This window comes from Synechococcus elongatus PCC 11801 (assembly GCF_003846445.2).
GTDB lineage: Bacteria > Cyanobacteriota > Cyanobacteriia > Synechococcales > Synechococcaceae > Synechococcus > Synechococcus elongatus_A.
The window spans coordinates 1,215,867-1,239,184 of record NZ_CP030139.2 but is presented as its reverse complement, the minus strand read 5'-3'; the positions used below and the strand labels follow the sequence as shown (position 1 = coordinate 1,239,184).

The following is a 23,318-nucleotide window of genomic DNA, read 5'->3' as shown; positions in this document are numbered from 1 at the left end:
TGCATTAGAACTGCTTGAGGAAGCGGAGATCACTGGCGTAGAGACGGCGGATATCATCCATACCGTGCAGCACCATCGCGAAGCGCTCCACGCCAAAACCGGCTGCAAAGCCGCTGTAGGTTTCCGGATCGCAGCCCACGGCTTTGAGAACATTGGGATCGACCATGCCGCAGCCTAAGACTTCTAGCCATTTGCCTTGCCAGAGCACATCGACTTCAGCTGACGGTTCGGTGAAGGGGAAGAAGCTGGCGCGGAAGCGAATCGGTAAATCGCCAAACAATGCCTGAATTAGGGTTTTGACAGTGCCCTTCAGGTCCGTGAATGTCAAACCCTCATCCACAGCTAGCAATTCCACCTGATGGAAGACTGCCGAGTGAGTCGCATCAACGGCATCGCGGCGATAGACGCGGCCTGGAGCGACGACCCGAATTGGCGGCTCCTGCTCTTCCATGTGGCGAATCTGCACGGAAGAAGTATGCGTCCGCAACAGGTTGCCGTCAGTCAGGTAGAAGGTGTCCTGCATGTCCCGCGCTGGGTGATCAGCGGGCATGTTCAGGGCTTCGAAGTTGTAATAATCCGACTCCATCTCTGGGCCTTCAGCCACCTGATAGCCGAGGCCGACCAGGATGTCGAGAATGCGATCGATCGTGCTTTGCAGCGGATGAATGCGACCCTGCGGGCGGTAGTGCCCCGGCATGGTCACATCGATCGCTTCTGCAATCAGTCGTGCTTCCAGTTCTGCTTTACCGAGGGCTTCGCGCCGCTGATCCAAATCGGTTGTGATGTGCGCTTTGACAGTGTTGGCTAGGCCACCAATGCGGGGGCGATCGCTGGCATCCAGTTTGCCCATCGCGCCGAGGATGGCTGAAAGTTCTCCTTTTTTACCCAAAAAGGCGATGCGCAGTTGCTCCAAGGCTTCACGATCGCTCGCTGCAGCGATCGCCTCGAGGGCACGGGTTTGCAGAGCTTCGAGTTGAGCCTCAAGCTCGCTGAGCTGACTGAGCATAGGATTCAAGCAAAAAGGGCGGCGGAGCCATCAAAGTCCAGATTACCAGTCGTGCGATCGCGCCGGTGTCGGCCACCCAACCCGTTTTGGGCGCAGAATCCGGCTAGGGTAGTCAGGGCAGGCCCAGCAATTCGGTATGCGACTTCTGATCAGCAACGACGATGGCGTATTCGCCCTCGGCATCCAAACCCTCGCCAACCGCCTCGCGCAGGCAGGCCATGAGGTCACGGTTGTCTGTCCCGATCGCGAGCGATCGGCCACGGGTCACGGCCTGACGTTACACAAACCGATTCGGGCTGAGCGGATTGAAGGACTTTTTGATCCGGCTGTGCAGGTCTGGGCTTGCTCCGGGACGCCTTCAGATTGCGTCAAACTAGCGCTCGGTACGCTTTTACCGGAACTCCCCGAATTTGTTCTCTCCGGCATCAATCACGGTCCGAATCTGGGCACCGACGTGCTTTACTCGGGCACTGTCTCGGCAGCGATGGAAGGGGTGATTGAAGGGATTCCCAGCATTGCTCTGAGCCTGGCGAGCTTCACAGCACGTGATTTTGAACCGGCTGCTGAAATTGCTGTGGAGTTACTGGAGCGCTTGCCGCACCCCAGTTCACCGAAAGTGCTGCTGAGCGTCAACATTCCGCCCGTACCGAAGGAAGAGATCGCAGGCATTCGTTTGACGCGCCAAGGCATTCGCCGCTATGTCGATCTATTCGATCAGCGGGTTGATCCACGCGGTAAGCCCTACTTCTGGCTCGCAGGCGAAGTTGTGGAAGAAAGTGAGCCGCAGGAACCGGCTGATAGCCACTGGAGCGACGTCGATGCGATCCGCCGCAACTATGTGACGGTGACGCCGCTGCAGTACGACTTGACACACTACGCCAGCCTCAACCAGCTCGATCACCTCAATCGCTAGGGGCGATCGCGTCCTGCAGGGCTAGGATCGCAATCGGTGATCACGGTGCAAGTAAAGGCTGGGAGAGCGATCGCGTGTTTGATGCCTTAGTGATTGGGTCGGGGCCAGCGGGCTTGGCGATCGCGGCGGAGCTGGCACAGCGCGGCTTGAAAGTCCAAGGACTGTCCCCCGTTTATCCGTTCCATCCTTGGGAAAATACCTACGGTATCTGGGGACCCGAGCTGGATAGCTTGGGGTTAGGGCACCTATTCGGGCATCGCTGGTCGAACTGTGTTAGCTACTTTGGTGATGCTTTAGTTCGACACCAGTACGATTACGGCCTCTTCGATCGCGCCAAATTGCAACAGCACTGGTTGCAGCAGTGTGAGCAAGGCGAAATGCGATGGCAGCTCGGCAAAGCAGCCGCGATCGCCTACGACTCGCACCATTCCTGCGTCACCACAGAAGTAGGTCAGGAACTGCAAGCACGGTTAGTAGTTGACACAACCGGGCACCAAGCGGCCTTAATCCAGCGTCCTCAGTCAGACGCGATCGCCTACCAAGCGGCCTACGGGATCATTGGGCAGTTCTCTCAGCCGCCGATTGAACCCGGGCAGTTTGTGCTGATGGACTACCGCAGCGATCACCTTTCACCGGAGGAGCGCCAGCTGCCACCAACCTTCCTCTACGCGATGGATCTCGGTAACGATATCTACTTCGTTGAAGAAACATCATTAGCGGCTTGCCCAGCTATTCCCTACGATCGTCTCAAACAGCGGCTCTATCAGCGACTGAATGCTCGCGGCGTGACGGTGCAGGCGATTCAACACGAGGAATATTGCCTATTTCCGATGAATTTGCCACTACCCGATCTGACTCAGCCGGTGGTGGGTTTTGGTGGGGCGGCCAGCATGGTGCATCCAGCTTCTGGCTATATGGTCGGGGCGTTACTGCGGCGGGCTCCTGACCTAGCAAATGCGATCGCGGCCGGACTCAATGCGAGCCCCAGTTTGACAACCGCAGAATTGGCAGCACAGGCTTGGGGAGGTCTTTGGCCAACCGAAAAAATTCGCAAGCACTACATCTATCAATTTGGCCTCGAAAAGTTGATGCGCTTCTCGGAAACGCAACTCAACCACCATTTCCAAACCTTCTTTGGTCTGCCGCAGGAGCAGTGGTACGGCTTTTTGACCAACACGCTCTCGCTACCGGAGCTAATTCAAGCCATGCTCGGCTTGTTTGCCCAAGCGCCGAACGATGTGCGCTGGGGGCTAATGGGTCAGCAAGGACGGGAACTCCAACTGTTTTGGCAGGCGGTCGTAGCTCGCTAAAGGCTGATGAAGGGCTGTATTTAGCCCCTGCAACGCTGGCCGCCTTTGCCAAGATCCCGTAAAGTTTTTGAAGCGCTGCTGTGATTGTTACAGAATCCCAGTGAGCAGTTGTCTCGCTTCAACTTGAGGATCGTTTCCCCCAAGCAATGGCTTCCGAAAACTACCTCAACCATCCCACCTTCGGATTGCTCTATCAGATCTGCAGCTTTGGGGATAGCAAAGAACTCTTTGCGACTCTGTATGCTCAGCGCCTCTTTTTCTTAGTCGCCTTCGATGCTCGCGGCACACGCTTTGAGCCGATCGGACGCAATGAAGCGCGCATGCTAGTTGACAATCGCCTGCGTCAGCTGCGCCGCGAAGCCAGCCTGCAGGAATACAATCAGTTGCAGCAAGTCTTTAAGCAAACTTTTCTGTAGCGAGCCAAGGAGTCAGAGGCAGGCATGGCCCAAATTGCCGAGCGGTTGGCCAGTCTCCGATCGCAGTTGCCGCCTTCAGTCCAGCTCATCGCCGTCAGTAAAAACCATCCCGCCACCGCAATTCGGGAAGCCTATGCAGCGGGGCAACGGCACTTTGGTGAAAATCGCGTTCAAGAAGCGATCGCCAAACAAGCAGAACTAACCGATCTGCCAGATTTGACTTGGCATCTGATCGGGCCACTCCAGAGCAATAAAGTCCGCAAAGCGGTCGAACACTTCGATTGGATTCACTCTGTGGATAGCTGGGCTTTGGCTGAGCGACTCGATCGCATTGCCGGCGAACTCGGGCGATCGCCCCAGATTTGCTTGCAGGTCAAACTGTTGCCGGATCCGAATAAAGCCGGTTGGGACCCCGTCGACCTCCGTGCAGACTTCAGTCAACTCAGCCAACTGCAGCACATCCAGATCCGCGGCTTGATGGCCATTCCACCCCTGGGTTTGACGCCTGCCGAGACACAAGCCTTGTTTGCCCAAGCGCACACCTTGGCGTCGGAGTTACAGCAGCAAGCGCCGCAGCTAAAACTGACTGAGCTTTCGATGGGAATGTCGAATGATTGGCCCCTCGCAGTCGCGGAAGGAGCAACTTGGATTCGGGTAGGGACTCAGCTCTTTGGTCCGCGATCGCCCCAGTAGTTGAAATTGATCATCCAGCTCCCAGATTGAGCCTGCGATCGCGTTGTAAGCAGCTTTCAGCACCATTGTTAAAAAAAAGCTGAGATTTGTTCAATAAGACCAGTCAAAATCTTGTTGTTTGTGCTATTACTACTGCGTCTCCATAGACCCAAGCAGTGCCACACGGCCTCGCTGGTGGTCGGCGGAAAGAGTGTGGTGTCGTTGTCCTTGGAGGAACTTGACCGTGTCTTTTGTAAATCGCATCCGCGATATCGTCGGTCTCAATGAGTCGGTGGAGTACGACGAAGAGTACGAAACCTATGATGTCGGTACGGACTCTTACAACAGCTATAACGATGCTGCAGAGACTGGTTCCCGCCGGAGACAGCGCAGCCACACGGCCGCTCTAGAGCCCGCCAGCACCCCTACCAGCAATGTGATTGGCTTGCCTGGTCTCAGCAGCAGCTCGGAAGTTGTGGTGATGGAACCCCGCTCCTTTGAAGAGATGCCCCAAGCTATCCAAGCCCTACGCGAGCGTAAGACGATCGTCTTGAATCTGACGATGATGGAGCCGGAGCAAGCTCAGCGTGCCGTTGATTTCGTTGCTGGCGGCACCTTTGCGATTGATGGCCATCAGGAGCGCGTTGGCGAAAGCATTTTCCTCTTCACCCCGAGCTGTGTTCACGTCACAACCCAAGGTGGTGAGCAGTACCTGAGCGACACACCGGTGGCAGCCCCTGTTCAGCCCGCGGCGAGTTTTGGTCGGACAGCAACTCCCACGCCAGCTTGGGCAACGGAAACGCGCTACGCCGCTCAATAGCGTACAAGTAGACTCTCCGCACCGCCTTAAGCGGCACCTCCCCCTAGTACCTGTCGAGGGCGATCGCAGTGATTGCACTTGGCAGGTTTTTCGTTGCTCTAGGATCAGAAGTGAATTTTTGAGTCGGGATCGGCATGATCAGCAGCTTGGGCATCATTGGCGGCGGTGTGATGGGAGAAGCCCTGCTTGCCCGGCTGTTGGCCCAAGGTCAGGTGGATGCCGCGGCAGTGATCGTTAGTGAACCCTTTGCCGCTCGTCGTGAGTTTTTGAGCGATCGCTATGGGGTGAAGTGTGTTGCCGAAAATGCTGAGGCATCCCAGGCGGATTGGCTATTGCTGGCGATCAAGCCCCAGGTGTTTGATGCCGCAGTGTCAGGCTTAGCAAGTCTGCGCTGCGATCGCCTGATCTTGTCGATTTTGGCGGGGGTGCCCTTGGCCAAGCTGGAAGCGGCATTTCCCGGTGAAGCAGTGATCCGAGCGATGCCCAATACGCCGGCGACTGTTGGAGCTGGGGTGACTGCGATCGCAGCGGGGCAGCAGGTGACTGCAGATCAGATCAGCCAAGCGCAGGAATTTTTCGCGGCTGTGGGTCGCGTTGTCACCGTGCCTGAGTCGCAACTAGATGCTGTGACGGGTCTATCGGGGTCGGGCCCTGGCTATGTCGCCTTGATTATCGAAGCCCTGAGCGATGGTGGTGTAGCTGCCGGCTTGCCGCGTGCGATCGCTACAGAGCTGGCGATTCAAACGGTGCGAGGAACGGCAGAACTGCTCCAAGACACCGGCTGGCATCCAGGTGAACTCAAGGATCGCGTCTGTAGCCCCGGCGGTACCACGATCGCCGGGGTGGCGACACTCGAATCTCATGGCCTACGCTCGGCGCTGATTGAAGCAGTCAAGGCCGCGGCGCTGCGATCGCAACAGTTGGGCTAGGTTCCTGCCTCACGATTCGTCGATAGCCGCTGGCCAATGCGGGGTTCTTCGCCCCGCCGTAGGCGATCGAGGTTGCTGCGATGCCGATAGATGACGTAAACACCGGCTGCGATGCCCAGAATCTTGTTGGGTAGCGGCTCGGGCAGAACTAGCATCAAAACAATGACGGTGATCGCTCCGGCGATCGAACCGAGCGAGACAATCCGAAACAGCGCCAGCAGCAGTAAGAAGGCCCCAAATCCTGAGAGCCCCACTACGGGCGATAAGGCCAGAAGCACACCCAGGCTGGTGGCGACGGATTTGCCGCCACGAAAGTTGAGCCAGATGGGCAGGCTATGACCGACGACAGCAATGATCGCAGCAAAGGCGGCTAGCCAAGCGATCGCGATGGGATCCAGACCATTAGCTGAAGCGATCGCCCGTGCTGCAACGACTGCGAGGACACCCTTGAGAATGTCGGTAATGAACACCACCAAGGCGGGACCTTTGCCCAACACGCGCAGCACGTTGGTAGCGCCAGTTGAGCCAGACCCCTCCTTGCGGATATCAATGCCTTTGAGCCAGCGGCCGGCCAGATAGCCCGCGGGGAATGAGCCCAAGAGGTAAGCAAGCAGCGCGATCGTGACAACACTGAGCAACATGGGTCTGGGTCAGAAGTCTGGACACTACCTTATTACGAGGCGTGAGCTTCCGGAGCTGGACTCGGCTATAAACAGCAAAGCCGACTGTCCAAGACAACCGGCTTCAGCAGGCAGGAAAAGTTGAAGGAGCGATTGTCCTTAGGCGGCAGCTTCCATCCAGTCGTAAATCTGTTCGAGTTCTTGCAGGTTCACCAAACCGTAGCGCCAGAGCACCATCGGGATGGGGCCTTGCTCTTGTTCGCTATGGCGGACGGCCATCTCAATCGAGGCATCTGGCAATGCCAGCTCTTCCTGCAGGAAACGAATCAGCTCTGGCTTCGCTGCAGCGATTGGAGTATTGAGACTAGATTCGTTGCCCGGGAAGGGGATGAAACTCATGGGATGTTGCGAGGATGACCGAGGAAGAATGCTTAGGAGCCCAAATGTTACACCGATGACAGAAAAAGTCAAGCGATGTGCATTCAGAGTAGTGCAGCTTAGACAGATGGGTCGCTGAATCGCAAACGAAAGCAACAATCAGCGGCTTTTAGTGCGCTGATGTTAACAGTCCTGGCGAGTTTGACAAGAGAGCAAAAGTGCTTAGGGTTTTTTGAGGTGAATCGGTTGCACCCACTGACCCGTCATGATTTGCAGGGCGAGCTTGCGTAGCAGTGGGATATGGCGCAGTGACCACAACCCGAGGCGCCGCAACTGGACTAGCGGCCAAAAGTGATTGGAAAAGAGGCGATCGAGTAGATCGGTAAAGCCCAAAATCAGCCAAGTTTCGCGTTTGCGGCGGCGTTCGTAGCGCCGCAAGAGCGTTAGGCGTCCCAAATCTTTGCGTCGTTGGCGATCGCTCGTCAGGGTTTCTATCAGGGCGCCCGCATCCTGAATGCCGAGGTTCAGCCCCTGTCCACCGACAGGATGACAGCAGTGGGCTGCATCTCCGACAAGAGCGAAGCGGTGCTGGACGTAGCGACGGCTTTGACGCAGCTGCACCGGAAAGATCCGGCGATCGCTGAGCAAGCGCAGTTGTCCGTAGCGATCGCCAAAGGGTTGTTGCAGTTGCTGGAGAAACTCTGACTCGGGAAGATCACGCAACTGTTGCGCCTGAGCATGGGGTGCCGTCCAGACAATCTGGGCGCGATCGCCTGGCAGGGGCAGCACGGCAAAGGGACCACTCTTGCGGAAACATTCCTGAGCAATGCCTTGGTGCGATCGCTCTAAGCTGATCACTGCCGTCAGACAAGATTGCCAGTAGGCCCAGCCATCGCGACGAATGCCGCAGGCTTCACGCAGGGGGGAATTGGGGCCATCGGCCGCAACGACGAGTTGACTCTGCCACTGCTGTTGAATGCCATCCCGCTCTAGCAACAGCATGGCTTGGCGGGTCCCCAAGTTGACTTCGAGAAGCTGTGTTGAGGGGAGCCAAGTCAAATTCGGGACCGTTGCGAACTGCTCGTACAGCGTCTCGAGCAGAACCCGATGCTCAGCGACGTAGCCAAGACTTTGCGATCGCTGTAAATCCTTCGGCAATAGTCGTACTGACTTGGGAAGGGCTGTATCACTGAGCTGAATTTCTTGGAAAGGTTGAATACGGGGCAGCAATGTTTCCCACAGCCCCAACTGTTCTAGTAAATCGGCAGCAGCCAAGGTCAAGGCATAGGCGCGATCGCGGCTGAGGACGACATTGGGTGGTTGAGCTTCCACGAGGGCAACCCGCAACCCTTGGCGGGCTAGGCCATAGGCCACCAAACTACCGACAATGCCAGCTCCGACAACAACGACATCGGTGGTCAGTAAAGGCGAAGGAGCAAACTCGGTGGGGTTGGCCTCGGTCAACATGGATAGGCACCACTCCAGCAGGGGACAGCTTTATTTTCAACGCTTCTCAGGAAAGCGGGGGGCGATCGCGATAATAAGCAGAGAGAATTCTGGGCGTTTCCATGACGGCTACGACTGTAAAACCGATGGGGCTTGCCTCTCGTTTGGTCAGTGGCATCCTCCAGATCCAGCCGCTGTTTGACCTCGCCCGCAAACGGGCGCGATCGATGATGGTGCAGCGTGCCAGTCAAATCGGTGTCGATTGGCCAGCCAGAACTGCTGCCCTGCGCCAGCGGCAAAGCGAGCAGTCGTTCTCGCCCGACTGGGAACAGGATCTGCAGGCTCTAACTAATCCTGATCTCCAGTACCCGAGCTATTACGTCGCACCCTTCCATGCCTATCCCGAAGGCAACCTGGGCTGGGATCCCGCCATGGAAGTTGAAGTGGCGGCACTTTCAGTCCATGCCCGCATTTGGCCGGAAGCTGGTGCCCAAGGGGATGCACAACTGCGCGCCAGCTATCACCAAGTATTGAAAGAGCAATTGCCAACCGCACCCCAGCGAATTTTGGATATCGGCTGTAGCGTCGGCATGAGTACCTTCACGCTGCAAGACACGTTCCCCGAAGCCGCGATCGCCGGTCTGGATCTCTCGCCCTACTTCCTTGCCGTCGCGAAATATCAGTCTGAGCAAGCGGGGCGATCGGTGCTTTGGCACCATGCTGCTGCCGAAGCCACAGGGCTACCGGATCAAAGTTTTGATTTAGTGTCTTCCTGCCTGGTCTTTCACGAACTACCGGCTCAAGCAGCTCAAGACATCCTCAAAGAGGCGCGACGCTTGCTGCCCGTCGGTGGTCACATTGCCCTGATGGACATGAATCCGCAGTCGGAAGTCTTCGCCAAGATGCCGCCCTACATCCTGACGCTGCTGAAGAGTACCGAGCCCTACATCGATGAATATTTCAGCTTGGACTTGGATGCTGTGTTTCAGACGGCGGGGTTTACTGCTCCGACTCGAGTTCGCAATAGTCCCCGCCACCATACGCTGATTGCCCAAGCGATTTAAGCGGGCGGCCAGTTGGCGATCGCCACAGGCTCAATCTCATCGGCCAGCTTGAAGCCGAAGATTTGGCTGTAGAAATACAGCTCACCTTCGAGCGATCGCTTGATGTTGGCGGCCTGCCGGAAGCCGTGCTGTTCCTCGGGGAAGGGGACATAGGCGACAGGCAGACCTTTCGCTTTGAGGGCGGCGACCATCGTTTCGGCCTGCGCCGGTGGCACGACCTTATCCTCCAGCCCTTGGAAGAAGATCACCGGGCAGTTGAGTTGCTCAACGTGGTGAATCGGCGATCGCTCGCGGTAGAGATCCGCCGCTGCCGGCCAAGGGCCAATCAAGCCATCGAGGTAGCGGGACTCAAACTTGTGGGTGTCTTCGGCGAGGGCTTTAAGGTCACCAATCCCGTAGCGGCTAGCTCCCGCTTTGAAAACATCGGTGAAGGTCAAGGCGCAGAGTGTGGTGTAGCCGCCAGCGCTGCCGCCATCAATGCAGAGGCGATCGCCGTCGACCAGCCCTTGCTCCGCTAGCCATTGGGCACCCGCGGCACAGTCTTCGACATCGACAATGCCCCACTGTCCTTGCAGGGCATCGCGATAGGGGCGGCCATAGCCGGTGCTGCCGCCGTAATCCACATCGAGGACGGCGATACCGCGACTCGTCCAATACTGAATGCCGAGGCTGAGGCTACTGCGGGTTTGTGCAGTTGGGCCACCGTGGCTTTTGACCAGTAGCGGTGGCTTCTCGTCCGCAGGCGCTTGGTAGTCGGGATTACTCGGCGGGTAGAAGTGACCGTAGGCAACCCGACCGTTGGCGCTGGGGAAGGCGATGCTTTGGGGAATGGAGAGATAACGCGGATCAAGATCCAGGCTGGAGCTGGATTTGAGTACCTGCCACTCGCCACTGCTGATCTGCAGTTCAACCACGGCACCCGGGCGATCGGGACCGGCTCCAGTAAACAAAGCGCGATCGCCCTCAACAACTAAGCCGGAGATGTCCGTGAACGGCAGGTCAAACGGTTTCAGGCTACCCGTAGCGAGATCCACCAGCGAGAGCGACCAGTGCCCTGCTTTCGTAGAAGCGGCTAGCCAGCGATCGCGATCGATTGGTGCCCAAGTGCGCATGCCAAATACCCACTGGGGCATGCCAAATTCCGCTTCAGTAGGCGCGATCGCCTGCGTCGTTTGACCATCCCAGCAGTAGAGATTCCACCAACCGCTGCAATCGGAGACAAAGCCCAAGCGCCCATCTGGCAGCCATTCCGGCTGAAACACCGACTCGCGATCGCCACCTGCTACCTTTTGCGGCGTTGCTAGCGAACCATCGGCTTGGAACTCTGCCACCCAGAGCTCAGTGCCATCCCAAGGCATATTCGGGTGTGACCAAGTCAGCCAAGCCAGCCGTTGTACATCGTTACTAAGGCGCGGCGACGCGTAGAAGTCAGCCCCGATCGCGAGAACCTGTCCTTCACTGGGTTCGCCAGTCAGGGGAATCGCCACGATCGCATCGATCGCTTCACCCTCGGGACGGTGATCTTCACGCACGCCAATCCAGCGGTGGCGCTGGCGATCGATCAGCCCATCGGCAAATTTCAGCGGCAGCTCCGGCGTTAATGGCTGCGGATCTTGGCCGGGAATGAGGCGGTAGAGCCGCTGATCCTTGTCATGGCTGAAGTAGACCACGCCCTGATCGATGCAGTAGGCGCCGCCGCCGTACTCATGAGCGCGGGTGCGGACATTCCAAGGTGCTGGCGTCAGTTCTTCAATCTGTCCTTCAGAACTTTGGCGGATCAGGGTGGTGCGGCCGCGTTCCGTGGGGCGCGACTCCAGCCAGTAGCGATCGCCTCCTGCTAGCGATACACCGCTTAATCCAACACTGCCTTGCACAATCAGGTCGGCACTGATCGGCGATCGCCAAGAACCGTAGGCAGCCGTGATCATTCAGGAGTCTCCATGCTTTCTCCACTCTGCCATCTGGCTGGAGTCCAACTCGAGGGCGATCGCTCCAGAGGGACTTGCCAGCCGCTCCATCTCCGCTGATGATGAGGCCACTTTCTGCCCTTCACTGCTGATCGAATCTCGGATGCAACTTGCAGTGCTTGATCGCTTGCGGCTCCCTGGCTTTAGTGGCTCGACCTTTGCGGCACGACTGGCGCGCTGGGGACTGGGCATCAGCCTGATCTACGTTGTGATTGCGATCGCAGCACCGCTCTTGCAGTCCTTGGGCTGGATTCAAAATCCGACAGAAGCGCTGCTCAATCCCATTCATGCCGCTCCTTCTTGGCAGCACTGGTTTGGTACAACGCGTCAGGGGTATGACGTCTTTTCCCGCACCCTGTTTGGCACCCGAGTGGCACTGCAGGTGGTCTTGCTGGGAACTAGCTTGAGCCTAGCGATCGGGGTGCCCTTAGGGTTAATTGCTGGTTATTGGGGTGGTTGGCTCGATCGTGCCCTCGTTTTCTTAATGGACGTGGTCTATACGCTGCCTGGGTTGTTGCTGTCGATCACACTCGCTTTTGTGGTTGGTCGTGGCGTACCCAATGCGGCGATCGCACTCAGCATTGCCTACGTCCCCCAATATTTCCGCGTGGTGCGCAACCAGACTGCGAGTGTCAAAAGCGAACCCTATATTGAGGCGGCGCGATCGCTGGGGGCTTCGACCCCGCACATCCTGCGCAAGTACTTGGTGGCCAACGTCATTCAAAGTGTGCCGGTGCTCTTCACCTTGAACGCAGCTGATGCGGTCTTGATTCTGGGTGGTTTGGGGTTTCTCGGTTTAGGTCTACCGGAGGCAGTGCCGGAATGGGGCTATGACCTGCGTCAGGCTTTAGATGCCCTGCCCACAGGAATTTGGTGGACCGCACTCTTTCCTGGGCTGGCAATGACGCTGCTGGTGGTCGCGCTCTCGCTACTGGGCGAAGGACTCGGAGAAACCCTTCAACCTCAGCGGCGCTAGGCTAAGGGCTATGGGGCTTGGCGATGCTGATTTACTCGATTACCTCCGCTGTGCGCGGCGGCTCTATCTGAATCGCTGGGGCGATCGCCAACAAGCTGAAGTTCCCAATGCTTATCTACAGCGGTTGCGTCGTCTGGCCTTAGAACGCCGGCGAGAAGTGGCGGCGGGATGGCAGGCGATCGCGGTTGATCCAATCGATCGCTCTGCCTCGACCCTTGATCTGATGGCGCAGGGGGTCGACTGCATCGAAGGTGCTCATCTCCAAGTTGGTACGGACTGGGCCGATCCTGATTTGCTGATTCGGCAGCCCGGTCAGTCGATTTGGGGCGATTGGATTTACCAGCCCGCCGCCGTCAAACTAGCGAAGAAACCCAAGACGGAATATCTGCTGCAGCTGGCGTTTCAGGCAGAGCTGCTAACCAGTCTTCAAGGCACTTGGCCGGAACAAGGCTGGCTTTTGCTCCGCGACTGCTATCCCAAGCCTTATAACCTCGATCTGCGGCGATCGCAACTGCAAACTCACTTAGAAGATTGCCGGCAAATCCTCGCTCGTCAGCGCGAACCGGAGTTGTTCATCAGCCGCAGTCGTTGCGACCTCTGCATTTGGCAGACGGATTGCCGCGATCGCGCCCGTGATCAGGTTCATCTTTCGCTGCTGCCAGGGGTATCGCCTAGCCGATTTGCCATCCTGCGGGATCTCCAGCTGGATCAACTGGAAGCTTTAGCAACCGCTGATCCGCAGAGTTTAGCGATCGCAGCTGACTGGGAACCCAGTCTTGCCAAGCGTTTAGTGCAGCAAGCCGCTGTCTTTCTCGATCAACAGCCGCAACCTCTCCAGCCCTACATTTTTCCGGATTCACCCATCGAGATCTTCTTCGATATCGAAGCTCAGCCCGATCTGGATCTCTGCTATCTCCACGGAGTGCTGATTCGCGATCGCCGTCGAGGACATGCCCAGTTTGAGCCGCTATTGGCTGAACAACCCGATCAGGAAGGCGAGACATGGCGGCAACTAATGATGTTGCTCGATCGCCATCCCCAAGCCCCGATCTACCACTTCTGTAGTTTTGAAGTGGACAGCCTGCGTCGGCTCGGGCAGCGTTATGGCCTCGCTGCTCATGCCCTAGAGCCGGTACTCGAACGCTTCATCGATATCCATGCGGTGCTGACTCGCAGTGTTCTGCTACCCACCGAGAGCTATGCCCTAAAAAGCATTGCCCGCTGGCTGGGCTTCGACTGGCGCGATACCGAGGCCAATGGCTCGCAGGCGATCCTTTGGTACGACCACTGGCTGGAAACGGGCGATCGCACCTGGCTCGATCGCATCCTGCTCTACAACGAAGATGACTGTCAGGCGACAGCGATCGTCAAAGACTGGCTCGCAGATTTTCTGCATGAGCCCTCGCTGCCTGCAGTAGCGACCTGCGGCGATGAGCAGATCGCGTTCTAGTCGTAGAAGTCGAACAGATCCTCATCGGATTGATCTGAGTCTTCGATCGCTTCAGGTGTTGCTGCATTGCGTTGCAGGGCAGTGTCAACCGCCTCGCGATCGGCGGACAGGTCTGCTGGCTCAGTCGCTGGCTCAGGGACTTGGATCGGTTCAGCTTCTGCGGCGTCACTGCTATCCTCCTCAGTCACAGGGGGGGCGATCGCGGCAGTCTCAGAATCATCTGCGGCGGCGTCCTCGACAACCGGCTCGGTCGTCGATTCCGTCACGGCTTCAGCCGATGGCTCTGAGTCTTGATTGGGAACAACGCTTGGCTCCGCTGTCTCAGGTGCCCGATCGGGAACAGCAGGAAGTTCTTCTGGTTCTGCGATTGCAGGTTCTGGTTCCGGTGCTGGCGGCACGTAATTGCGATCGACAATGCCCAGAATTTCGCGGCGATCGAGTTCACCCCGCACTAGGCGATCGAGTACGGCCTGACCGCCGGGCTGATAGTCGATCAAGCGCACGGTGGTGTTGAGTGGCCCCGATCGCGGTTGCCCCCGCTCATCGAGCAGTTCCAGCTTCACCCAGTTGCGGCCGGGCTTCAGCCCTTCTAAATAGATCGGCTGCCAGTCTTCTGTGCGGAAGCTTTCACCGTTGACCGTGACGCGGATCTGCCAATCTTCAATCTCGTCATCGGCCTGAGCCAGACTGTGGAGCGGCGCATTGGTGAGGTAAAAGTCCAGCATCACGGGCTCAGCGCCATAGCTGCCCTTGGGACGACTGTAGGTCAACAACGGCTGGTTGAGGTTTGGGCGATCGCTCTCAGTAGGGGTGAAGACGCTGAAGCTAACTTGGGCGTAGGCACCTTCATTCTTGAAGCTCTCATGCCAGGGCCGCGAGGCAAACACTCGCAGAGTATGGGTTCCGGGCTGGAGATCCGTCAGTTCAATCGGTTGGCTGACGTCGTAAATCGCTTGATAGGGCTCGTTATCGAGAATTAGGTGCAGGTGTGGCCCCATCTGCCACTGCTCATTCAGAAAGAGCGGATAGTCGCGGACTTGGAGCTTGACCTCGACGCGATCGCTCTCGATAACTTGGTCGGGCTTGGGGCTGAGAATTTTGACCTGCGGTTGATACTGATCCAGCGATCGACTCAGATCAGCGATTAATGCCGGTGGTGGAACTTCTTTGAGACGACTGGCTCGCAGCGGCTGGGCATCCAAGAGTGACGCACTGGGATCCGCACGACAACCGATCAAGGCGATCGCCAGAAGAAAAACCGCGATCCCTTGCCAGAGTCGCTTTATGCCCTGTTGATCCACGTCAAGCCTCTCACTTGCCCCTTGTCCTGTTGATACACCGTTGAGGGACACTCCTCCAAATCATCCGCTGACCCCACCGAGCGATCGCCCCCAGCACAGTTCGTCAGCATAGAAGCGACGATTCAGTAAACCTTTACATCTCTCAATGATTGCCCAGTAAATGGCTGCTAATTGAATGCTTTTCATTCGTTTTAGGAGGCCAAAACCCTTGTCCTGAAAGCTCTTTGAATTATTGTTAATCCCCTTGGGAGGCCCAAAAACGCGCCCCTATAATGCTCCCATCAGTGCTCCTTCCCGTGTGGAATCCTGCGTCGCTGTTTTTGTTTTCAGAGATTGCGGGACCTTCCTAACCCTGGCGCTCATCACTCCCTTGCTGAGTGCGCTGCGCTACCCGGGTTCATGGTGCTGTTTAGTCTCGGAGTTGCCGAGGGGGTGGCCCCGAGAAATCTGAGGTCGCCATCGTGTGGCTCTCAGAGGAAGGAGGAGGCCTCACCCTGTCTGAAGAGAGGAGAGTCTCAATGACGATAAGCCCACCGGAGCGAGAAGCGAAGGTGAAGGCGTCAGTCGATAAAGATCCAGTGCCAACTTCTTTCGAGAAGTGGGGCAAGCCGGGTCACTTCGACCGCACGCTGGCCAAAGGACCCAAAACCACAACCTGGATTTGGAACCTTCACGCTAACGCTCACGATTTCGATAGTCATACCAGTGACCTTGAAGATATTTCGCGGAAAATCTTCAGCGCTCACTTTGGTCACCTCGCGGTGATCTTTATCTGGTTGAGCGGCGCTTACTTCCATGGCGCTCGCTTCTCCAATTTCAGCGGCTGGCTGGCCGATCCAACCCACGTCAAGCCCAGCGCCCAAGTCGTTTGGCCGATCTTCGGACAGGAGATCCTCAACGGCGATGTCGGCGGTGGCTTCCATGGCATTCAGATCACCTCCGGTCTGTTCCAGCTCTGGCGGGCCTCCGGCTACACCAACGAGTTTCAGCTCTACGTCACGGCGATCGGTGCGCTCGTGATGGCGGGCCTCATGCTGTTTGCTGGCTGGTTCCACTACCACAAAGCAGCTCCCAAGCTGGAGTGGTTCCAAAACGTCGAATCGATGTTGAACCACCACTTGGCTGGTTTACTCGGTCTGGGCAGCTTGTCCTGGGCGGGTCACCAGATCCACGTGTCGCTGCCGGTCAACAAACTGCTGGACGCGATCGACGCTGGCGAACCGTTGGTGCTCAACGGCAAAACCATTGCCTCTGCGGCTGATATTCCGCTGCCGCACGAGTTCTTGGATGTCAGCTTGATCTCGCAGCTCTTCCCGGGCTTTGAAGCGGGTGTGAAAGCCTTCTTCACGCTCAACTGGGGAGCCTACGCAGATTTCCTGACCTTCAAAGGTGGCTTGAACCCCGTGACCGGTGGCCTCTGGCTGACCGATACGGCTCACCACCACTTGGCGATCGCCGTTCTCTTCATCGTTGCGGGTCACATGTACCGCACGAACTGGGGTATCGGCCACAGCCTCAAAGAAATCTTGGAAGCTCACAAAGGTCCTTTCACTGGCCAAGGCCACAAAGGTCTCTATGAGATTCTGACCACCTCTTGGCATGCCCAACTGTCGATCAACCTAGCCATCCTGGGTTCGATCAGCATCATCGTGGCTCACCACATGTACGCGATGCCTCCGTATCCGTACTTGGCGACCGACTACCCGACGATGCTGTCGCTGTTTACTCACCACATCTGGATTGGTGGGTTCCTGATCGTCGGTGCTGGCGCTCACGCTGCCATCTTCATGGTGCGTGACTACGATCCGGCCAAGAACGTCGACAACCTCCTCGATCGCGTTCTGCGTCACCGCGATGCGATCATCAGCCACCTGAACTGGGTGTGCATCTGGCTGGGCTTCCACAGCTTCGGCCTCTACATCCACAACGACACGATGCGTGCGTTAGGCCGTCCCCAAGACATGTTCTCGGATTCGGCTATCCAACTGCAGCCCATCTTTGCGCAGTGGATCCAAAACATTCATGCCCTTGCACCGGGTAACACTGCTCCCAATGCCCTGGCTTCGGTCAGCCAAGTGTTTGGTGGCGATGTGGTTGCAGTTGGCGGCAAAGTCGCTGCTGCCCCGATCGTGCTGGGAACTGCGGACTTCATGGTCCACCACATCCACGCTTTCACGATTCACGTCACGGCGCTGATTCTCCTCAAGGGCGTTCTCTACGCTCGGAGCTCGCGTCTGGTTCCTGACAAAGCCAACCTTGGCTTCCGGTTCCCCTGCGACGGCCCTGGCCGTGGCGGCACCTGCCAAGTCTCTGGTTGGGACCACGTGTTCCTGGGCTTGTTCTGGATGTACAACTCCCTGTCGATTGTGATTTTCCACTACAGCTGGAAAATGCAGTCCGATGTTTGGGGTTCCGTGCTGCCGGATGGTTCGGTGGCGCACATCGCGAATGGCAACTTTGCTCAAAGTGCCCTAACGATCAATGGCTGGCTGCGTGACTTCCTGTGGGCGCAAGCGTCTCAGGTCATCACCTCCTACGGCAGTTCGACCTCTGCCTATGGCCTGCTGTTCTTGGGTGCTCACTTTGTCTGGGCCTTTAGCTTGATGTTCCTGTTCAGTGGCCGTGGCTACTGGCAAGAGCTGATCGAGTCCATCGTCTGGGCTCACAACAAGCTCAAAGTGGCTCCTGCCATCCAACCGCGTGCGCTCAGCATCATCCAAGGCCGGGCAGTGGGCGTTGCTCACTACCTGTTGGGTGGAATTGTGACCACATGGTCTTTCTTCCTGGCCCGCATCATTGCAGTAGGTTAGGAGCGAGCATCTAGGACTTATGGCAACCAAGTTTCCTAAATTCAGCCAAGACCTCGCTCAGGATCCGACAACACGTCGGATTTGGTATGGGATTGCTACCGCCCATGACTTTGAAAGTCATGACGGGATGACCGAGGAAAATCTTTACCAGAAGATTTTCGCCTCGCACTTTGGACACCTCGCAATCATCTTCTTGTGGGTGTCTGGCAACCTGTTCCATGTCGCCTGGCAAGGTAACTTCGAGCAGTGGAGCCAAGATCCGCTCCATGTTCGCCCGATCGCCCACGCGATTTGGGATCCCCACTTTGGTCAAGGGGCGATCGACGCCTTTACCCAAGCGGGTGCTTCTTCTCCGGTGAACGTCGCCTATTCAGGCGTCTACCACTGGTGGTACACCATCGGCATGCGCACCAATGGTGACCTCTACCAAGGCTCAATCTTCCTGTTGATCCTGTCTGCGCTATTCCTGTTTGCAGGTTGGCTGCACTTGCAGCCCAAGTTCCGCCCCAGCCTCAGCTGGTTCAAGAACGCCGAATCGCGCCTCAACCACCACTTGGCAGGTCTGTTCGGCTTCAGCTCGCTGGCTTGGACGGGTCACTTGGTGCACGTCGCCATCCCTGAAGCTCGTGGCCAACATGTGGGCTGGGATAACTTCCTGTCCACCCTGCCTCACCCGGCTGGTTTGGCTCCGTTCTTCACTGGCAACTGGAGCGTTTACGCCGAAAATCCGGACACCGCTAGCCATGCCTTTGGTACGGCTGAAGGTGCGGGTACCGCAATCCTGACCTTCCTGGGTGGCTTCCATCCGCAAACGGAAGCGCTCTGGCTGACGGATATTGCCCACCACCACCTGGCGATCGCAGTGATCTTCATCATTGCGGGCCACATGTACCGGACCAACTTTGGTATCGGCCACAGCATCAAAGAGATTCTGGAAGCTCACAAACCCCCGGCTGGTGGTTTGGGTGCAGGCCACAAAGGTCTCTACGAAACGCTGAACAACTCTCTGCACTTCCAACTGGCGCTGGCACTGGCTTCGCTGGGTGTGGTCACCTCGCTGGTGGCTCAACACATGTACTCCATGCCTCCGTATGCCTTCATCGCGAAGGACTATACGACCATGGCTGCGCTGTACACCCACCACCAGTACATCGCGACCTTCATCATGTGCGGTGCGTTTGCCCACGGTGCGATCTTCTTGATTCGCGACTATGACCCTGAGGCAAACAAAAACAACGTGCTGGCTCGCGTGCTGGAGCACAAAGAAGCGATCATCAGCCACCTGAGCTGGGTCTCGCTCTTCCTGGGCTTCCACACCCTCGGCCTTTACGTTCACAACGACGTCGTCGTTGCTTTCGGTACCCCCGAAAAACAAATCCTGATCGAGCCGGTCTTCGCACAATTTGTGCAAGCCGCTTCGGGTAAAGCGCTCTACGGCTTCAACGTGCTGCTGGCGAATGCTGACAGCGCTGCGACTGCTGCAAGCCTGGGCACCTACCTGCCCAACTGGCTGGATGCTATCAACTCCGGCAAAACCGCTCTCTTCCTGCCGATCGGCCCTGGCGATTTCCTGGTTCACCACGCGATCGCTCTCGGCCTGCACACCACCACCTTGATCCTGGTCAAAGGTGCTTTGGATGCCCGTGGCTCCAAACTGATGCCGGACAAGAAAGACTTTGGTTACAGCTTCCCTTGCGACGGTCCTGGCCGTGGCGGCACCTGCGACATCTCGGCGTGGGACGCTTTCTACCTGGCTGTCTTCTGGGCACTGAACACCGTTGGCTGGGTGACCTTCTACTGGCACTGGAAAAACCTGACCGTTTGGCAGGGCAACGTGGCTCAGTTCAATGAGTCCAGCACCTACCTGATGGGCTGGTTGCGCGACTACCTCTGGTTGAACAGCTCGCAGCTGATCAACGGTTACAACCCCTTCGGCACGAACAACCTGTCTGTCTGGTCTTGGATGTTCCTCTTCGGTCACCTGATCTGGGCAACTGGCTTCATGTTCCTGATCTCTTGGCGGGGTTACTGGCAAGAGCTGATCGAAACCATCGTCTGGGCGCACCAACGCACCCCGCTGGCCAACATCGTTGGCTGGAAAGACAAGCCGGTGGCTCTGTCGATCGTCCAAGCTCGGGTTGTGGGTCTGGCTCACTTCACGGTGGGTTACTTCCTAACCTATGCGGCCTTCTTGATTGCTTCGACAGCCGGCAAGTTCGGTTGATAGCGCTCAGCTAGGCCAATAACAAAGCAAAGCCCCTGACTTCGGTTGGGGGTTTTGTCGTTGGAGAACAAATGGTTTGCGTCTTCGGATTCGCTGAATATTCCTCCTCCCAAAACAAGAGAGGGGAAATCTAAGACTGGATTCAGTTGCCCGTTTAGCGATCGCTGTAGGCGCTCATCGGTAAGCAGGAGCAGACAAGGTTGCGATCGCCGTAGGCATTATCGATACGGCTGACCACTGGCCAAAACTTATGCTCCCGTGTCCAAGAGGCGGGATAGGCAGCTTGCTCGCGGCTGTAAGAGTGATTCCAGTCAGTTTGGAGCAAGACCGCAGCGGTGTGAGGTGCTTGTTTGAGCGGATTATCAAGGGCGTCGAACTCACCAGAGGCGATCGCTTCGACCTCGTGGTAAATGCCGATCATGGCTTCACAGAAGCGATCGAGTTCTGCCAGCGATTCACTTTCAGTGGGCTCCACCATCAGCGTCCCAAGCACTGGCCAAGACATGGTGGGAGCGTGAAAGCCGTAGTCCATCAAACGCTTAGCGACATCCTCAACTTCGATGCCTGCCGTACGTTTGAGTGGCCGCAGGTCGAGGATGCATTCGTGGGCAACAAAGCCACGATCGCCTCGATAGAGGATGGGATAGTAGGGCGCGAGGCGGGTGGCAATGTAGTTGGCATTGAGAATCGCGATCGCGCTGGCTTGCGTCAGTCCAGCGGCACCCATCATCCGGATATACATCCAAGAAATGGGCAGGATGCTGGCACTGCCCCAAGGAGCTGCTGCGATCGGGCCAAGTGCTTGCGGATCGATATTGACTTCCGGAACAAGCGGATGACTCGGCAGGAACGGGGTAAGGTGCGCCGCTACACCGATCGGGCCAACTCCAGGGCCGCCGCCGCCATGGGGAATACAAAAGGTCTTGTGGAGGTTGAGGTGGCAAACATCTGCCCCAAATTGACCGGGCTGACAGAGACCCACTTGGGCGTTGAGGTTGGCGCCATCGAGATAAACCTGGCCGCCATGTTGATGGACGATCGCACAGATCTCTGCGATCGCCTCCTCAAAAACACCGTGAGTGGAAGGATAAGTGACCATCAGTGCCGCTAGCTGATCCGCATGCTGGGCGGCCTTTTGCTGCAGGTCACTGACATCAATGTTGCCGCGATCGTCACAGGCGATCGGCACGACCTTCATGCCGGCCATGACTGCGCTGGCGGGATTGGTGCCGTGGGCGGACTGAGGAATCAAGCAAATCTGGCGGTGACCTTCGCCACGGCTTTGGTGGTAGCGCTGGATGACCAGTAGACCCGCATATTCCCCTTGGGAGCCGGCATTTGGTTGGAGGGAAACGGCGGCAAAGCCTGTAATCTCAGCGAGCCAGTTTTCCAGCTGTTGAAAAAGTTGTTGATAACCCTGAGTTTGGTTCAGCGGTGCAAAGGGGTGAATTTGATTAAACTCGAGCCAACTGATCGGTAACATCTCAGCCGTGGCATTGAGCTTCATCGTGCAGGAGCCGAGCGGAATCATCGCCGTAGTCAACGACAAATCGCGGCTTTGCAGGCGATGGATGTAGCGCAGTAGCTCAGTTTCGGAGTGGTATTGCTGAAAAACAGGATGAGTCAGAAAGGGCGTCTGCCGCGCAAAAGCCGGATCCACCTGTCCATCTGCCGCAGCAGTGATGTCTTCCCAAGCGGGCAATGATTGGCCGTCGGCAAAAACAGTCAGTAATTCAGTTAGATCAGTCTGAGTTGTCGTCTCATCCAAGCTGATACCAAGCCGATGATCGCTCAGACAACGCAGATTAAAACCCGCTGCTTCTGCTCGCGACTGCCAAACTTTCGGGTCTTCGACCTCGATGATCAGCGTGTCAAAGCCGGGCTGTTGAGGAATCTTGAACCCGAGGGACTGCAGCCCCTCAGCCAAAATTTGAGTGTTACGCCGCACTTGCTGCGCGATCGCAGTCAGCCCTTCTGCCCCGTGGTAGACCGCATAAAATCCAGCTACAACTGCCAGCAGGACTTGCGCCGTACAGATGTTGCTAGTGGCTTTGTCGCGACGAATATGTTGCTCGCGGGTTTGCAATGCCAAGCGCAAAGCCGGATTCCCTTGAGCATCTTTAGAGATGCCGACAATCCGACCTGGAATCTGTCGCTTGTAGGCTTCTTTGGTCGCAAAAAACGCAGCGTGAGGGCCGCCGTAACCGAGCGGAACGCCAAACCGCTGACTATTACCAACCGCGATGTCGGCACCAAATTCCCCCGGCGGGGTCAGCAGAGTGAGCGCCAGCAAGTCACAGGCAACGGTCGCGATCGCGCCCTGAGCATGGGCTTGTTCAATCACCGAGCGGTAGTCTGCGATCGTGCCATCAGTGGCGGGATATTGCAGTAGCAGCCCAAAAATTGGGGTCTGAAAGTCAAACTGCAGCGGATCGCCAACGAGCACTTCAATCCCCAGCGCAGCAGCTCGAGTCTGCACCACGGCGATCGTTTGCGGATGACAGTTGTGGGCAACGAAGTACGTCTGAGACTTTGACTTCGCGACTGCTAAACTGAGCGTCATCGCTTCGGCTGCCGCTGTCGCCTCATCCAACAAGGAGGCGTTGGCAATCTCTAGACCCGTCAGATCGCTGACCATCGTCTGGAAATTGAGCAGCGCTTCTAAACGACCTTGGGCAATCTCCGCTTGGTAGGGCGTGTAGGCGGTGTACCAGCCAGGATTTTCGAGAATGTTGCGCTGAATCACCGGTGGTGTCAGGCAGTTGGCATAGCCTTGACCGAGGTAGGAGCGCAGCACTTGATTGTGATTAGCGATTGCCTTGAGTTCTGCCAGTGCCTCGGCTTCGCTACAGGGCTCAGGCAAGTTGAGCGATCGCGGCAGCCGGATATTGGCCGGCACAACTACGGAGAGTAAGTCTTCCAGACTGTCGCAGCCCAGCTTCTGCAGCATGTGCTCCACATCTGCTGGCCGAGGGCCAAGGTGACGCTGAGCAAAGTCGTGGGGCGAAGCAGGCAT

18 protein-coding genes are annotated in these 23,318 nt (G+C 57.2%); 11 read left to right on the top strand and 7 right to left on the bottom strand.

All coding sequences use genetic code 11. The annotated features are described in order from the left end of the window. Positions 1 to 4: 4 nt before the first annotated feature. Positions 5 to 1,006: a phenylalanine--tRNA ligase subunit alpha gene (gene pheS, locus DOP62_RS05890; RefSeq protein ID WP_208676482.1), complete on the bottom strand. Its 1,002-nt coding sequence runs from the start codon at positions 1,004 to 1,006 to the stop codon at positions 5 to 7. 136 nt (positions 1,007 to 1,142) lie between these two features. Here pheS and surE point away from each other — a divergent pair, with 136 nt between their 5' ends. The 6 genes from surE (at position 1,143) to proC (ending at position 6,066) form a co-directional block, all read left to right on the top strand. Then, a complete protein-coding gene (surE, locus tag DOP62_RS05885) occupies positions 1,143 to 1,919 on the top strand; it encodes a 5'/3'-nucleotidase SurE (RefSeq protein ID WP_208676484.1) in 777 nt (258 codons plus the stop codon). Between the two features lie 74 nt (positions 1,920 to 1,993). After that, positions 1,994 to 3,229 carry a lycopene beta cyclase gene (gene crtL, locus DOP62_RS05880; protein WP_370538895.1) on the top strand — a complete coding sequence of 412 codons (1,236 nt, stop codon included), beginning with the start codon at positions 1,994 to 1,996 and terminating at the stop codon, positions 3,227 to 3,229. Between the two features lie 146 nt (positions 3,230 to 3,375). Continuing rightward, positions 3,376 to 3,645, top strand: a complete 270-nt coding sequence (gene pipX, locus DOP62_RS05875) for a transcriptional coactivator PipX (protein WP_208676486.1) — start codon at positions 3,376 to 3,378, stop codon at positions 3,643 to 3,645. Positions 3,646 to 3,669: 24 nt separating this feature from the next. Next, on the top strand, positions 3,670 to 4,338 hold the full coding sequence (locus tag DOP62_RS05870) for a YggS family pyridoxal phosphate-dependent enzyme (protein ID WP_208676488.1): 669 nt from the start codon (positions 3,670 to 3,672) through the stop codon (positions 4,336 to 4,338). A 223-nt stretch (positions 4,339 to 4,561) separates the two neighbouring features. Further along, a complete protein-coding gene (locus DOP62_RS05865) occupies positions 4,562 to 5,137 on the top strand; it encodes a cell division protein SepF (protein ID WP_208676490.1) in 576 nt (191 codons plus the stop codon). Between the two features lie 134 nt (positions 5,138 to 5,271). Beyond that, a complete protein-coding gene (gene proC / locus DOP62_RS05860; protein WP_208676491.1) occupies positions 5,272 to 6,066 on the top strand; it encodes a pyrroline-5-carboxylate reductase in 795 nt (264 codons plus the stop codon). On the opposite strand, the gene plsY is transcribed toward proC, so the two are convergent. From plsY to DOP62_RS05845, 3 genes are all read right to left on the bottom strand, one after another. Beyond that, positions 6,063 to 6,707, bottom strand: coding sequence for a glycerol-3-phosphate 1-O-acyltransferase PlsY (gene plsY, locus DOP62_RS05855; protein ID WP_208676493.1), 645 nt, complete (start codon positions 6,705 to 6,707; stop codon positions 6,063 to 6,065). The two genes, proC and plsY, sit on opposite strands and share 4 nt — an antisense overlap. Before the next feature lie 138 nt (positions 6,708 to 6,845). Next, positions 6,846 to 7,085, bottom strand: a complete 240-nt coding sequence (locus DOP62_RS05850; protein WP_011244347.1) for a DUF2949 domain-containing protein — start codon at positions 7,083 to 7,085, stop codon at positions 6,846 to 6,848. 201 nt (positions 7,086 to 7,286) lie between these two features. Then, on the bottom strand, positions 7,287 to 8,531 hold the full coding sequence (locus DOP62_RS05845) for an FAD-dependent hydroxylase (protein WP_208676495.1): 1,245 nt from the start codon (positions 8,529 to 8,531) through the stop codon (positions 7,287 to 7,289). 101 nt (positions 8,532 to 8,632) lie between these two features. Here DOP62_RS05845 and DOP62_RS05840 point away from each other — a divergent pair, with 101 nt between their 5' ends. Continuing rightward, entirely contained in the window at positions 8,633 to 9,574 is a 942-nt protein-coding gene (locus tag DOP62_RS05840) for a class I SAM-dependent methyltransferase (RefSeq protein WP_208676497.1), read from the top strand. Here the strand turns inward: DOP62_RS05840 and DOP62_RS05835 are convergent. After that, positions 9,571 to 11,502 (bottom strand): S9 family peptidase, encoded by a 1,932-nt coding sequence (locus DOP62_RS05835; RefSeq protein ID WP_208676499.1) that lies wholly within the window; start codon positions 11,500 to 11,502, stop codon positions 9,571 to 9,573. The two genes, DOP62_RS05840 and DOP62_RS05835, sit on opposite strands and share 4 nt — an antisense overlap. A 142-nt stretch (positions 11,503 to 11,644) precedes the next feature. Between DOP62_RS05835 and DOP62_RS05830 the strand changes: the two genes are divergently transcribed. Then, positions 11,645 to 12,517, top strand: a complete 873-nt coding sequence (locus DOP62_RS05830) for an ABC transporter permease (RefSeq protein ID WP_208676501.1) — start codon at positions 11,645 to 11,647, stop codon at positions 12,515 to 12,517. A gap of 10 nt (positions 12,518 to 12,527) precedes the next feature. Continuing rightward, positions 12,528 to 13,967: a TM0106 family RecB-like putative nuclease gene (locus DOP62_RS05825; protein ID WP_208676503.1), complete on the top strand. Its 1,440-nt coding sequence runs from the start codon at positions 12,528 to 12,530 to the stop codon at positions 13,965 to 13,967. On the opposite strand, the gene DOP62_RS05820 is transcribed toward DOP62_RS05825, so the two are convergent. Continuing rightward, positions 13,964 to 15,268 (bottom strand): hypothetical protein, encoded by a 1,305-nt coding sequence (locus DOP62_RS05820; protein ID WP_208676505.1) that lies wholly within the window; start codon positions 15,266 to 15,268, stop codon positions 13,964 to 13,966. The two genes, DOP62_RS05825 and DOP62_RS05820, sit on opposite strands and share 4 nt — an antisense overlap. 518 nt (positions 15,269 to 15,786) lie before the next feature. Here DOP62_RS05820 and psaA point away from each other — a divergent pair. Beyond that, the gene (gene psaA / locus DOP62_RS05815) at positions 15,787 to 18,078 is read left to right on the top strand and encodes a photosystem I core protein PsaA (RefSeq protein ID WP_208676507.1); all 2,292 of its coding nucleotides are present in this window, start codon (positions 15,787 to 15,789) and stop codon (positions 18,076 to 18,078) included. Between the two features lie 19 nt (positions 18,079 to 18,097). After that, positions 18,098 to 20,302: a photosystem I core protein PsaB gene (gene psaB / locus DOP62_RS05810; RefSeq protein ID WP_011244355.1), complete on the top strand. Its 2,205-nt coding sequence runs from the start codon at positions 18,098 to 18,100 to the stop codon at positions 20,300 to 20,302. 154 nt (positions 20,303 to 20,456) lie between these two features. Here the strand turns inward: psaB and gcvP are convergent, their stop codons facing one another. Next, entirely contained in the window at positions 20,457 to 23,318 is a 2,862-nt protein-coding gene (gcvP, locus tag DOP62_RS05805) for an aminomethyl-transferring glycine dehydrogenase (protein ID WP_208676509.1), read from the bottom strand.